We start from the raw sequence: 13736 nt of genomic DNA, 5'->3' as shown, positions 1-13736 counted from the left end.
TAATTTGAAGGCCTTCCCTTAGCGAAGCTGACGCGTGGCGCAAGGATGGCAATGCGGCTTTCCCTTCGATACAGCGGCGTAATGACTACCATCCTCCTTACAGGTTCCTCCCGCGGCATCGGCGCCGCTGCCAAGGCATCGCTCGAAGCACGCGGTGCGAAGGTTATCGGTCAGGCGACGTCGAGCAAGGCTGTCGACACCGTCCCTGCAGATTTCTGCGAGCCGGGTGCTCCGCACGAATTGTGGGAGGCCGCACTCGCCAGGACTGGCGGCGAAATCGACGTCCTGATCAACAATGCTGGTCTTTTCGATCCGAACCCGCTCGATCGTTCGGATATCGAATGGCTCGACGCATGGGAGGACACCATGCGGATCAACCTGACCGCTTCGGCGCAGTTGAGCCGGTTTGCAGTCAAACACTGGCAGGAACGCGGCTTTTCCGGCCGCATCGTTCACGTCGCCAGCCGAGCGGGCCATCGCGGAGATTCGCCTGCCCACTGGCATTATGCTGCGAGTAAGGGGGGCATGTTGGCCATGCACAAGACCATCGCCCGCCAATATGCGCATCAGGGTATCCTAAGCTTTGCCATCACACCCGGATTTACGGATACTGCAATGGCGGGCGATTACCTCGAAAGCCGAGGCGGCGCAGGCCTTCTTGCCGATATTCCTCTTGGCCGGGTAGCCGAACCCGAAGAAATGGCGCGGATCATAACCTTTTGCGCGCTTGATGCTCCTGCGAGCATGACAGGGGCAACACTGGACGCCAACGGAGCCAGTTATGTTCGCTAGATTGCTACCAGCGCTGTTGCTTGCCGGATGTGCTGCGACCACCCCGCCTGATACCGTGTCGATGCCAAGCCTGGCGGCGGCCAACCTCTCGGGCGCCTCGTTTCCTGAAAGCTGCGAAGACTGGGACGAGTGGGATAAGGCGGCCCCGCCCTTCCGAATTCTCGGCGATAGCTGGTACGTCGGCACTTGCGGGATTGCCGCAATCCTTGTTGCGAGCCCTCAAGGCCATGTTCTCATCGATAGCGGTACCGAGGCAGGTGGCGAACTGATCCTCGCAAATCTGCGCCGGATCGGCGTGGATCCTGAAGATGTTCGGTACATCCTCGCCAGCCACGAACATTTCGATCATGTCGGTGGACATGCAATTCTCGCCAAGGCGACCGGTGCGCAAATTATCGCCTCGCCCCTCGCGGCTCCGGTTCTCGAAAGCGGGATGGTTTCGGATGAGGACCCACAGGCGGATGCCGATCATCCGGCTATGGCGCCTGTGAAAGTCGCCCGCATCATCCAGGATGGAGAGACCCTCACGCTGGGCGACATTGCCATTACCGCCCACGCCACCCCGGGCCACACACCCGGAGCCATGAGTTACACCTGGACCGCCTGCGCCTCCGATGACGAGCCGCCCGCCTGTCGTCGCATTGCCTATGTCGATAGCCTTTCACCCGTATCGGCGGACAGTTACCGCTTCAGCGACCACCCGCAGACCATTGCCGCTTTCCGCACGAGTATTTCCAAAGTGTCTCAATTGCCTTGCGACGAATTGCTGACACCCCATCCCTCGGCCAGCAGCCTGATCGAGAAATTGCGCGACGGCACGCTCGGAGCGCCGGGTCAATGTCAGCGTTATGCTGCTGCTCTCACTTCCGCACTGGACAAGCGCCTCAGCAAGGAACGTGCGGGTGGCTGATAGCTGGAAGATCGTTGCGGAAGTTTCCAAGGATGTCGCCAGGGCGGCATTGGTCGCGCATGAAGATGCGATCGACTGGCCGCCTGAATGGATCGTCACCGGCATGGAAGTGGCCGATGATCGCCCTGAAGAATGGACGGTCGAGGTCTATCTGGAACATAAGCCGAAGAAGGCTGAGCTCAGACGCGTCGCCGCCTTGTTCGATAGCGATGCACCAACCCTGACGGTCGAGAAGGTGCCCGAAGCCGACTGGGTGACCGAAAGCCAGAAAGGCGTCGAGCCGATCCGCGCGGGCCGCTTCCACGTCCGCACGCCTGATCATCCCGCCGATGCGGGGATGGTGGATTTCGTCATTCCCGCCAGCCAGGCCTTCGGTACCGGGCAGCACCAGACCACCGCGGGCTGCCTCGCCATGCTCGACCTGATGAAGCGCGAAGGCGTGGTCGCCCGCAACCATGCCGATATCGGTACCGGCACAGGACTGCTGGCCTTCGCTGCCATGCATCTCTGGCCAGGCGCAACCGCCACCGCATCGGATATCGATTCGGTCTGCGCGGGCGTCGTGCGCGACAACATGGCGATGAACGGCATTGTCGAAGGTGACCGGGCAGGCGAGCTGATCATGGTCATCGCCGACGGATTGGACGACCCGCTGCTCAAGCTGCGCGGCCCGTACGACCTGTTCATTGCCAATATCCTTGCCGGACCGCTGGTCGAACTTGCGCCGTCCTTCGCTTCCGCCGTCACTCCAGGTGGCAATCTGCTGCTCGCAGGGTTGCTCGAAACGCAGGAAACACGCGTGCGGACCGCCTATCGCAAACTCGGATTTCGTCTTGGTCGCCGGTTGGTGAATGGTGACTGGTCGATCTTGTGGCTGCGCAAAAGTCGCCACCGGTGAAGCGCGCTGCGCGAGTTGGCGCGTGGGCACTGGCCGTGCTCATCACCCTGTTCGTGCTGTTTCTTCTGGCTGCATGGATCGGCAGCGCCATTCCACGAAATTCGGGCTGGACCGAACCCGATAGCGGTATCGAAATCATGATCGAAACCAACGGCGTCCATACCGCAATCGTCATGCCGCTCGTCACACCGCAAAAGGACTGGCGAGCGGATTTTCCAGCCGGCGATGTAAACGATTTCCAGCGCCCCTATACGCATGTCTCGGTGAGCTGGGGGGAACGCGAGGTATTCCTCAACACGCCGACCTGGGCCGACATCACCGTGTCCACTGCTGTGGGGGCGATCATCAGCGGCGACAGTCTGCTGCATGTCGCCCATTATGTGCGCCCGGCCCCCGGCGCGGATCTGCGTCCGCTTGTTATTTCTCCAAGCCAATATGCCCGGCTCGTCGCCGCCGTCGAACGCCAGATCGTACCATTCGACAAGCGCACCATGTATCACGGGTATTTCGGGAATGACGTTTTTTACGACGCGCCCGGTACCTATCACCTCGGCAACACCTGCAACCAGTGGACCAGCGACACCTTGGCCACCGCCGGTATTCGCGTGGGCCTATGGACGCCGCTCGAAGGTGGCGTCATGAAATGGATACCCGAACCGTTGCAGGCCGATTCGCGGTAGCAATTGGTTCAGGCAGTCCCGTCTTCTTCTGACATACGCCTATCCACATCTCGATCCTCGGCGATTGTCGTATCGTAGTTCACCACCGCGCGCACGACCTCCTGCATCATCGCCATGCGTTCCGGAATGGACACCCGCGTGCGGGCGATCATAACAGCAATGGCATAGGTCCGCCCGTCAGGCGATGTGAACAGCCCGATGTCGTTATATCCGGACTGCTCCCCGTCATAGACTTGACCCGTCCCGGTCTTGTGGCGGACGATCCAGTCTTGCGGTGCACCGGCCTTGAGGCGTTGAGGGCCGCTCTTCGTGCGCGACATTGTGGCCAGAAGCAGTGCTGTAGACGGGCCGGAAAGTAGCTTTCCCTCGTGCAGGCGGGCCAGCGCCTCGACGATGGCAACCGGCGGGGCACCATCGATCGGATCTGCAAGATAGGCCTCGAACGCATTGCTGCGCCTCTGGTCCGGCACCTGGTCGCGCGCATCGAAGAAGGCAGCTCCCTTCGAATAGGCTTGCGTCCACGTCAGCCCCGCAATGCCGCTCTGCTTCGTCCGTTCGTCGGTACCGAAACGGATGCTGGACAGTCCATGATCGTCGAGGAACTTCTGCACCACATCCGGTCCGCCGACGCGGCGCAGGATGCGGTCGTTGGCCGTATTGTCACTATGGGTGATGGCCCGTTCGATCAGATCGGCATAATCGGTCGTAAAACTACCTCGCCGGCGAACGATGTCGCGGATCGGCTGGTGGAAGACGGTCAGGTCCGGATCACGGATTTCGACCTTCTCGGTCAATTCGAGCTCCCCTGCATCGACCTCGCCGAGAGCAGTCAGCGTGACCCAGAGTTTGCTCACGCTCTGCTGAGGGAAGAGCTGAAGGCCGTTGAAATGAAGCGTCCTGCGTGCAGCAATGTCGCGCACGGCAATGCCTACATGGCCGGGAAATGTACCACCGATACGGCTGATTTCTCGGTCCAGCTCGCGCTGTTCAGGTGTCATCGGGGCCGGTTGGACCTCGTCTGCCGCCTGTTCGACAAGCGGATCGCCATCGACTTCCGGATGGCTGCGCGGTGTCCACACCAGGATCAGCGCCAGCAGCATGACGGGAACGGCGAAGATGATAAACCGGAAAGATGCGCTCACCCCGGTTCAACGCAGTGCTGACAGCTTGTTCCTGAATCAGCGATTTAGCGCTTCCTCCAGCGTTATCAGTGCCTCCGTGGCAAAAGCTTCCATGTTGGCGATCCTATCGCCCCTTCCGGTTTCGATTACCCGCGCGAGCTCGAAACCATCCGGCCCCGCCACTGCGGAACAGCTCCTCCCGGCCGGCGCGCCGCTCGGGTGGTTCGATCCGCCGACCGAACCGCTTTCGGCCAGGCCCCACTCCGCTCCGAAATTGTCCCGAATGGCGCGCGCCTGAAGCAGCGCATAGTCCTCGCTCGCCCCGCGCATTCCGTCATAGGCATCACGCGGAAGATCGAAGAGCACGTCGCGCGCGCGAAAGGAATACACCACCCCGCCCCCGACGAAGAAATCGAGCGCCCCCGGAACGGTGAGTATCGACGCAGCGATCAACCCGCCTGTTGCGCCATCGGCGACCGCGATTTTCTCGCCACGATTGCGCAGCAGTCCGGCTATGCGGAGCACCCGCGGCTGGATAGCTGCCAGCACCTACTCGGCCGCCTTGACGATGTCGGCCCACGCCGCCTCGTCGATCACTTCGATACCAAGGTCAGCGGCCTTTTTGAGCTTACTGCCCGCGCCCGGGCCAGCCACGAGCAGGTCGGTCTTTGCACTGACCGATCCGCTGGCCTTGGCCCCAAGACGTTCGGCCTGTGCCTTTGCCTCATCCCGGCTCATGGTTTCCAGTTTCCCGGTAAAGACAACTGTCTTGCCGTTGACCGGACTATCCCGGGTTTCGACGACATAGCGAGGCGGCGCTACTTGCGAGAGTATGTCTTCCCACACCGTCTTGTTATGATCTTCATGGAAAAAATCGCCGAGCGCCTCGACAACCGCACTGCCGATACCATCGATGGAAACGAGCGAAGCCAGCGCGTCCTCATCACCCGCATGAGCCTTCTCCGCCGTACTGCGCAGCGCGGGCAATTCGTGAAAGTTCTTCATCAGATCGCGCGCGGTCACCGACCCGACGTGGCGAATTCCCAGTCCAAACAACAGGCGCGCGGCATCGGGCTCCCTGCGGGCTTCCACAGAAGCCAACAGGTTGTCCACAGACCGCTCCTTCCAGCCGTCGAGCGCTAGAATATCGGCGCGCCGGTCTTTTAGCCGGAAGATGTCGGCCGGGCTTTCCAGCCAGCCAAGTGCAAAGAACTGATCGATCGTCTTTTCGCCCAGCCCGTCGATGTCGAGCGCCCCACGACTGACAAAGTGTTTCAATCTTTCCGTACGTTGCGCAGGACAGATAAGGCCGCCGGTGCAGCGCACGTCGACTTCACCTTCTTCCGCCACCGCCTCGCTGCCACACTCGGGGCAGCGGTCGGGAAATTTGAACGGTGTGCGCTTTTCGTCCCGGGTCAGATTATCCACAAGCTGTGGAATAACGTCGCCTGCACGCTGCACGACCACGCGGTCGCCCGGACGTACGCCCAGGCGCTCGATCTCGTCGCGATTGTGAAGCGTGACATTGGTAACCGTCACGCCGCCAACCAATACCGGCGCAAGACGCCCGACCGGTGTCAGCTTGCCCGTCCGTCCGACCTGGATATCGATGTTTTCCAGCGTGGTCTCCGCCCGTTCGGCAGGAAACTTATGTGCCAGCGCCCAGCGCGGGGCTTTCGCAACAAAGCCGAGCCGCTGCTGGTAATCTAGCCGGTCCACCTTGTAGACGACGCCATCGATTTCATACGGAAGTTCAGGTCGCGCTTCGCCGATGGCATCATAACTGCCCAGTAGTCCTTGCGTATCCTCCACGCGACGAAACAGCGCAGATACCGGGAAACCCCATTCGCGTAACACGTCGACCACTTGCTGTTGCGTCGCTCCCGGCACAGCCGACGCTGCGCCCCAGCCATGCGCCCAGAACTTCAGCGGGCGCTTTGCCGTAACGGTAGCATCCTTTTGCCGTAGCGAGCCGGCCGCAGCATTCCGCGGGTTGGCGAAAAGCTTGCCGCCCGCATCTTCCTGCGCCGCATTGAGGGCAAGGAAATCGGCCTTCGCCATGTAGACTTCGCCCCGCACCTCGAAGACGTCGGGTACTTCGCCGGCAATCGATTGGGGAATGTCTGGAATGAAGGCGACATTGGGGGTCACGTCTTCCCCCACCTGACCGTCGCCGCGAGTGGCCGCGCGAACCAGAACGCCTTTCTCGTAACGGAGCGAGCATGACAGGCCGTCGATCTTGTCCTCCGCCGTGAACGCTAGCGGCGCATCGTCCGCAAGCGACAGGAATCGACGAACGCGCGCGACCCACTCTTCAACCTCTTCAGCACTGAAGGCATTATCGAGGCTCATCATGCGAACCTCATGTTTTACCTTGGAGAGCGGCGAGGAAGCGATGGCATGGCCGACCTTGCGGCTCGGAGAATCATCCCGCACCAACTGCGGAAATGCGGCCTCCAGTTCGGCATTGCGCCGCACCAGCGCATCGTATTCCTGATCGGTTATCTCAGGTGCGTCCTCGGCATGATAGAGGCGATCATGATGCGCAATCTGCTTGGCCAGCCGCATCAACTCGTTTGCGGCATCGGCCTCGGTGAGGTCTGGCGTCATCAGAAAACATACTCATCTTGAAAAAGGCAGGCCAGCAGTGGCAGCATTTTACACCCCTTCCAGCAGACGGTCGGCTTGCGCCCGCGCCTCGGGGGTTACTTCTGCGCCGCTTAGCATCCGTGCGATCTCTTCCTTGCGTCCGGCTTCGTCCAGCAGGGCGACACCGGTCTTGGTCACGGTGCCATTTGAGCTTTTTGCGATCATGTAGTGCGTACGCCCCCGCGCCGCGACTTGCGGGCTATGCGTCACGGCAAGTAGCTGTCCATCGGCTGAAAGGCGCGCCAGTCGTTCGCCGATCGCACTCGCAACCGCACCGCCTACGCCTCGGTCGATCTCGTCGAAAATCACGGTGGCCGCGCCGCCCTGCTCCGCCAGCGCGACCTTCAACGCCAGTATAAAGCGCGACAATTCGCCGCCGCTGGCAATCTTGTTAAGCGGCGCGAAATCAGCTCCCGGATTGGTAGCAATCAGGAATTCGACGGAATCCATTCCCGCAGCCCCCCATTTTTCTTCTGGCAACTCGGTAACCGCCGTCTTGAAACGCGCCGCATCGAGCTTGAGCGGAGCGAGTTCGCGCGCCACCGCCTCGTCGAGCCGCAGTGCTGCAGCAACCCGTGTAGCATGTAGCGCCTCGGCCTCGGCGCGATAGCGCTGGCCCGCGTCCTTTGCCGCAGCCTCCAGCGCATCCAGCTGCGCTTCCCCGCCTTCGATGCTTTCCAACCGGCTGCGCATCTCGCGCATCTTCGCGGGCAGTTCATCCACTTCGCAGCGATGTTTTCGTGCGATTGCACGCAATTCGAACAAGCGGGTTTCCGCCGCGTCGAGGGCAGCAGGATCGTGAACCAGTGCTTCCGCGGCGGCAGAGAGCTTGTCTTCTGCTTCACCCGCTTCGATCACCGCGCGGTCCAGCGCACCGAGCGCCTCTGTAAGCAGCGGGTGCTCCGGGGCTATGCGGTCGAGCCGCCGCGCGGCTACGCGCAAAGCCGCAAGGGGTGAATCCGACCCCTCCCAGATGTGCCGCAATTCCTCGAGATCGCCGGACAGCTTCTCGCCTTTCTGCATGTCTGCGCGCGTTTCGGCCAGCCGCGCTTCTTCGCCAGCCTGCGGTTCGAGCGCCGTCAGTTCGGCGAGATGAGCCAGCAGGAGGTCCTGGTCGGCCTTCGCGGCCTCGACCGCCTCTCGCGCCTCTGCCAGTGCGTCTTCGGTGGTGCGCCATTTCAACCATGCCGCTGCCACACGCCCGGCATCACCGCCCGCGAACCGGTCCAGCAGGGCGCGGTGACCGCGCGGGTTCACGAGGCCGCGATCGTCGTGCTGGCCGTGCAGTTCGACGAGATAACCGGCCATTTCCCGCAGCAAGCCGACACTGGCCGGCTGATCGTTGACGAAGGCTTTGCTCTTCCCATCCGCCTTGATCTGGCGACGCACGATCAGCGGCTCACCTTCCTCGAGTTCGATGTCGGCATCGTCCAGCAATTGCACCAGACCGCCCGGCAGGCTGTTGAATTCGAAACTGGCCGAAACGCTGGCCTTGTCCTCTCCGCCCCGAACCAACCCGCTATCAGCGCGATTTCCCAGCACCAGACCAAGCGCGTCAAGCAGGATCGATTTGCCTGCCCCGGTTTCGCCCGTCAGCACGCCCAGTCCCCGACCGAAGGCGAGATCGAGCGCTTCGATCAGGACGATGTTGCGGATGGATAGCCGGGTCAGCATGCAGGCACCTCCTAGCGGCTGCCGCGGGCCGAGTCAGCAGGGCACGCACGCCAATCGACACCCTTTCGATGTCTGACCGATGTAAACGGCGCATGAGCTTTTGCCCTGCTTGCCACTGGTGAGCGATCCTGCCGGTTGGAACGGTTTGTACGGCCGGGCCGATCGCGCACTTTTATCGAGCGAAGAATGATGGCCGCAACCGCGTGCGGTCCCACAAGATCGAACCGAAGCCGAGTTACGAACCGAGGAGCCCCAAAACCGAAAGCCCGGCTCGGCCGAATGGCTCAGCTCGGCGTCACGCCTGCTGCATGATCCTGCACCAGATCATACGCCTTGTCGTACCATTCCGTGCCCGGGTAGTTGGCACCCAGCACCGCCGCATACTTCACCGCTTCGTCCGGAATGCCAAGCGCGAGGCTGGTTTCCGTAAGACGGTACAGCGCTTCGGGCGCGTGGCTCGTGGTCTGGTAATTGTCGACCACGTTCTGGAAGCGGATCTGTGCGGCAATCCAGCGGCCAGCGCGTTCGTAATGGCGGCCGATTTCCATTTCCTTGCCCGCCAGATGGTCGCGCACGAGGTCGATCTTGAGACGTGCATCGGACGCATAATCCGAATTGGGGAACCGACGATCGATTTCCTGCAGCGCCGTCAGCGCCTGTTCGGTCACCTTCTGATCGCGCTGCACATCGCTGATCTGTTCGTAATAGCTCAGCGCGATCAGATAGAAGGCATACGGCGCATCCTTGTTACCCGGATGGATCTGGAGGAAACGCTGCGCCGACTGGATCGCCTTGTTGTAATCCTTGGCGACATAATAGCTGAACGAGCTCATCAGCTGCGCCCGGCGGGCCCATGGCGAATAGGGATGCTGGCGTTCGACCTCGTCGAACAGGGCCGCCGCAAGAGTCGCCTGGCCACTGTCGAGCCGCCGCTTTGCCTCGCCATAAAGCGATTCCACGTCGCGAGCGACATAGGAAGTATCGGCTGGGCCGCTGCTGCGGCCGGCGCAGGCCGCGGTCATCAGAGACGCGCTTGCAAGCGCGGTGCCGAGAATGAGCTTCGTCGTGGAACGGGTCTGGTTCGTCATGGGTAGCAGCCTATAGCCACCGCCCCCATGAACGCCAAGTGAAGTTAGCAGCCCTGTCCCCCGGCAGCAGCCACTATCGTCATCCAACGGCAGGCTGGTCCCAATCCCGGCGCGCGATTTCTTCCGGCGCGTCCCACAGCAGATGGCGATGCTCCAGCATCACCAGATTGGCACTCCGGATGACTTCGCCCTTGGTGCGATAGCCCAGAAGCTGTTCGGCCTGAGTGTCGGGATTGTTGGTCAGCACGCGCAATTCTTCCGATGTGAAATCGCTCAATCCGCGTGCACGCTCGATACCCTTGCTGTCGTAGATATGCAGCACATCGCCGCGCGTGAAATCGCCGGTCATCGAGATGACATCCTGCCGGCGAATCGGCCGATCCCCACTCAACGCCGCGGCGATCGCATCCGAAATCACGATGCTACCCGCCATTTGCAGCCGGTTGGCGATCCAGCTGTCCCAGCCGGACAACGGGTTGGGATGCGGCAGAATCTTGGTCGACCGGCGCGATCCATTGAGCACTTCGGAGACCGGATGGTCTACCTCGCCCTGCGCGATCCAGGTGGTGACCCCTGCCTCCTGCGCCATATTGGCGGCTAGCAGTTTCGTTTCCATGCCGCCGGTGCCAAGCGTGCTCTTGCCCTTGGTCGCGTCCATATACATGCCCACGTCCTCGACCTCGGGCACGAACTGCGCCTCGGGATCGTCGGGATTTCGGTCATACAGACCATCGACACCGGTCAGGATGACGAAATCGTCAGCCCCGACCATCTGCGCGACCTTCGCTGCCAGCCGGTCGTTGTCGCCCACGCGAATTTCTTCCGTGGTGATCGAATCGTTCTCGTTCACGATCGGAACGACATCGGATTCAAGCAGGCGATGCACGGTGTTGCGCGTGTTGAGGAAGCGGCGGTGGTCCTCGAAATCGCCCAGCGTCAACAGGACCTGTGCGATATCGAAACCGAATTCGTGCCCCACCTGCTTATAGGCGTTGAGCAGCAAGGGCATTCCGCAGGCGGCAGCCGCCTGTTTGTCGGAAACACCGGCGCTTTCGGGCGTTTCACCGATAATACGCAGACCCAACGCCACCGAACCGGAGGAGCAGAGAATGACGTTGCTACCCTGCGCCCGCAATTGTGCGATATCTTCCAGCAGGCGCTGGAGGAAACCATAACGCGGCGTGAGGAGTTCCTGGTTGGCAAGAAGGGCCGAACCGATTTTGACGACAATGGTAGGTTTTTTAGTCATGTTCCCAAATATTGCGCAGCCTTGAAATTTTCTGAAAAGAATATAGATCGTAATGGTGCGACGCACAACCGGATTTTTGAAAATATCCATACGTCGTTGATAAATAGGTATTCTCCAGTTTAGCCGCCTAACGGTCAAATAATTCGGCACGAACACAAAGTATAAGACACATTTAAATAGAGCCGTGACGCTCGGAAACGGAATTTAGACATTACAAAAACAGTTTGCATTGTCGGCTGCGGGAAAATGGGTTCCGCTTTACTGTCCCAATGGGTCAACGGCCCCGAAGCCATCACGGTGGTGGACCCCGCCGGCAGCGACGTTCCCGACGATGTCGCGCTTGTCACAGATCGTTCGGAAATCGCGGATGACCAGTTCGATTGCATCATTGCCGCTGTAAAGCCGCAGTTGATTGACGACATTCTGGCAGATTACGTGAGCAACCTGGCCGCCGGCGGATATGTGTTATCGATTGCTGCAGGCTATTCAGCCGCACGCCTGTCAAAGCTCATGGGCGATGCACCCGTCATTCGCACGATGCCCAATCTGCCCGCTGCAATCGGTCGCGGGGTCAGTGGAATTTGCCCCGGCCCGCACGCAAGCGATGACCACCTTGCCCATGCGCAGGATTTCATGAGCCGAGCCGGGTCGACAGTGACGGTCGATAGCGAAGATAAGCTGGACCGGGTGACCGCCGTTGCAGGCTCGGGCCCGGGCTATGTGTTCGAAATTGCCCGCGCCTATGCGGAAGCCGCCATGAAACTGGGCTTTACCGAAGACGAAGCGCGCGAAATGGTTCTCGGCACCATTGGCGGCGCGATCGCAATGGCCAGTGAACCGGGCGCCCCCAGCCTGGAAGAACTGCGCAATTCCGTCACCAGCAAGGCCGGAACGACTGCCGCCGGCCTTGATGCGCTCAATGGCGATGGTGGCCTTTCCACCCGCCTCCATGATACGTTGCAGGCAGCTTACGACCGGGCGGTGGAGTTGCGCTGACCCTCAGCGCCTCCCGTTCCGAATACAAGACAAGAGAGAAACTATGACCGACCAAGCACTTGATCCGCAAATCCACATTCACGAACTTGGCCAGCGTGCTCGCAAGGCCGCTCGCGGCCTCCTCTCGGCCACCACAGACGCAAAGAACAATGCTCTGCGCGAAGCGGCAAAGGCCCTTCGGACCCGCAAGAGCGAACTGCTCGAAGCCAATGCGGAAGATGTGAAGAGTGTCGAAGGCAAAAAGCCCGACAGCTTCATCGACCGGCTGCGTCTGACCGACGACCGGATCGACGGCATGGCCGGTGCGCTGGAAGAAATCGCCGAACTGCCCGACCCCGTCGGTCGCGAGCTTGCGACGTTCGAACGACCCAACGGCTTGTCCATCGAACGTGTCGCCGTGCCGATAGGTGTGATCGGCATGATTTACGAAAGCCGCCCCAATGTCGGGGCCGATGCCAGCGCGCTCTGCCTCAAGTCTGGCAATGCAGTCATCCTGCGCGGCGGCAGCGAAAGCCGCAACTCCACACGCGTGATCGTCGAATGCATGCGCGCCGGGCTGAAGGCAGCCGGTCTCCCCGAAGACGCCGTCCAAACCGTTGGCACGACCGACCGCAATGCCGTCGCCGCGCTTCTGAAAGCCGACGAATTCGTCGACTTGGTAATTCCGCGCGGCGGGCGTGGACTGGTCGAACTGGTCAGAGATCAGGCCAGCGTTCCTACCCTCCTCCACCTCGACGGGAACTGCCACAGCTATGTGCATTCGGCAGCCGACGTCGACAAAGCGGTCAAGGTCATCCGCAACGCGAAGCTTCGCCGCACAGGCGTATGCGGTGCGACGGAAAGCGTCGTGGTCGACCGGTCCGTGGCGGAAGCGTTCATTCCCAAATTCGCTGACGCGATGGCTGGCGATTGCGAATTACGCGGCGATGCCGACGCCGTCGCAATCGACGATCGCCTCAAGCCGGCGACCGAGGAAGACTGGAGCACTGAATATCTCGATCCCATCGCATCGGTGAAGATCGTCGACGGACTGGACGAAGGCATTGCCTGGGTGGAAGAACACTCCAGCCATCACACCGATGCCATCATCACAGAAGATGCTAATGCAGCACGTCAGTTTATGACATCGATCGATAGCGCCATCGTGATGCACAACGCGTCCACCCAATTTGCCGATGGCGGCGAATTCGGCATGGGCGCGGAAATCGGCATCGCGACCGGCAAGATGCATGCCCGCGGTCCCGTTGGCCTCGAGCAGCTGTGCAGCTTCAAGTACCTCGTTCACGGCGACGGCCAGACCCGTCCCTGATCCCCGGGACGTTCGGGGTGCGGTGAAGGCCGCCCGATCACCGTATCGGGCTGGCCGCCACCACGGCCGGATCGATGACGTCCGGCGGTATTTCTACATGGACGGTTTCCGGCCGATAGACTTCTATCGGCGCCGATGTGACTGGCGGGCTACCTGCGAACCATTGGGCGCCGTTCTCGTTCGGCACATCCACAGATTGTCCGATTTGCTGCTGCGCGCTGCGAATTTGGGCCAGCCGGTGCGCGTCCTGGCCTTTCGTATCAATCATACGATCCACGGGCCCGCCCTCGGCCATCGTCAATGCGACAGTCAGCAGGATACCGCCAGCCAGCATCAAGGCAAATTTCTTGTCCATTGCAAATTGCCTTTG

At 61.1% G+C, this 13736-nt stretch carries 13 protein-coding genes; 6 read left to right on the top strand and 7 right to left on the bottom strand.

The features are described from left to right. Window positions 1–81: 81 nt before the first annotated feature. The 4 genes from ACIGGE_RS14620 to ACIGGE_RS14605 are packed head-to-tail and all read left to right on the top strand — an operon-like array spanning window position 82 to window position 3280. Window positions 82–792, top strand: coding sequence for an SDR family NAD(P)-dependent oxidoreductase (locus ACIGGE_RS14620; protein ID WP_301643000.1), 711 nt, complete (start codon window positions 82–84; stop codon window positions 790–792). Beyond that, the gene (bla, locus tag ACIGGE_RS14615; RefSeq protein ID WP_397490909.1) at window positions 782–1702 is read left to right on the top strand and encodes a subclass B3 metallo-beta-lactamase; all 921 of its coding nucleotides are present in this window, start codon (window positions 782–784) and stop codon (window positions 1700–1702) included. The genes ACIGGE_RS14620 and bla overlap by 11 nt, the downstream gene beginning before the upstream one ends. Next, a complete protein-coding gene (locus ACIGGE_RS14610; RefSeq protein WP_397490908.1) occupies window positions 1695–2600 on the top strand; it encodes a 50S ribosomal protein L11 methyltransferase in 906 nt (301 codons plus the stop codon). Before bla ends, ACIGGE_RS14610 begins: the two co-directional genes overlap by 8 nt. Continuing rightward, window positions 2597–3280 (top strand): DUF2459 domain-containing protein, encoded by a 684-nt coding sequence (locus ACIGGE_RS14605; protein ID WP_397490907.1) that lies wholly within the window; start codon window positions 2597–2599, stop codon window positions 3278–3280. The genes ACIGGE_RS14610 and ACIGGE_RS14605 overlap by 4 nt, the downstream gene beginning before the upstream one ends. A gap of 8 nt (window positions 3281–3288) precedes the next feature. On the opposite strand, the gene ACIGGE_RS14600 is transcribed toward ACIGGE_RS14605, so the two are convergent. The 6 genes from ACIGGE_RS14600 to proB form a co-directional block, all read right to left on the bottom strand. Further along, window positions 3289–4422, bottom strand: coding sequence for a serine hydrolase (locus tag ACIGGE_RS14600; protein ID WP_397490906.1), 1134 nt, complete (start codon window positions 4420–4422; stop codon window positions 3289–3291). 36 nt (window positions 4423–4458) lie between these two features. Further along, on the bottom strand, window positions 4459–4950 hold the full coding sequence (locus ACIGGE_RS14595) for a CinA family protein (protein WP_397490905.1): 492 nt from the start codon (window positions 4948–4950) through the stop codon (window positions 4459–4461). Then, complete coding sequence (gene ligA, locus ACIGGE_RS14590) at window positions 4951–7011, bottom strand: NAD-dependent DNA ligase LigA (protein WP_397490904.1); 2061 nt, start codon at window positions 7009–7011, stop codon at window positions 4951–4953. 48 nt (window positions 7012–7059) lie between these two features. Next, window positions 7060–8724, bottom strand: a complete 1665-nt coding sequence (gene recN, locus ACIGGE_RS14585; protein ID WP_397490903.1) for a DNA repair protein RecN — start codon at window positions 8722–8724, stop codon at window positions 7060–7062. Between the two features lie 284 nt (window positions 8725–9008). Further along, window positions 9009–9812, bottom strand: coding sequence for an outer membrane protein assembly factor BamD (locus ACIGGE_RS14580; protein ID WP_397490902.1), 804 nt, complete (start codon window positions 9810–9812; stop codon window positions 9009–9011). Between the two features lie 79 nt (window positions 9813–9891). Then, the gene (proB, locus tag ACIGGE_RS14575) at window positions 9892–11061 is read right to left on the bottom strand and encodes a glutamate 5-kinase (RefSeq protein WP_103023824.1); all 1170 of its coding nucleotides are present in this window, start codon (window positions 11059–11061) and stop codon (window positions 9892–9894) included. 210 nt (window positions 11062–11271) lie between these two features. On the opposite strand from proB, the gene ACIGGE_RS14570 reads away from it, so the two are divergent. Together ACIGGE_RS14570 and ACIGGE_RS14565 are read left to right on the top strand one after the other, a co-directional pair. Continuing rightward, window positions 11272–12057 (top strand): pyrroline-5-carboxylate reductase family protein, encoded by a 786-nt coding sequence (locus tag ACIGGE_RS14570; protein ID WP_397491010.1) that lies wholly within the window; start codon window positions 11272–11274, stop codon window positions 12055–12057. 43 nt (window positions 12058–12100) lie between these two features. Then, on the top strand, window positions 12101–13366 hold the full coding sequence (locus ACIGGE_RS14565; protein WP_397490901.1) for a glutamate-5-semialdehyde dehydrogenase: 1266 nt from the start codon (window positions 12101–12103) through the stop codon (window positions 13364–13366). 37 nt (window positions 13367–13403) lie between these two features. Here ACIGGE_RS14565 and ACIGGE_RS14560 read toward each other — a convergent pair whose 3' ends face one another. After that, complete coding sequence (locus tag ACIGGE_RS14560; protein WP_397490900.1) at window positions 13404–13721, bottom strand: hypothetical protein; 318 nt, start codon at window positions 13719–13721, stop codon at window positions 13404–13406. Window positions 13722–13736: the final 15 nt, after the last annotated feature.

Origin of the sequence: Qipengyuania sp. NPDC077410 (genome assembly GCF_044543405.1) — a bacterium.
In the GTDB taxonomy this organism is placed as follows: Bacteria; Pseudomonadota; Alphaproteobacteria; order Sphingomonadales; family Sphingomonadaceae; genus Qipengyuania; species Qipengyuania pacifica.
This window is presented reverse-complemented; position numbering and strand designations above follow the sequence as displayed.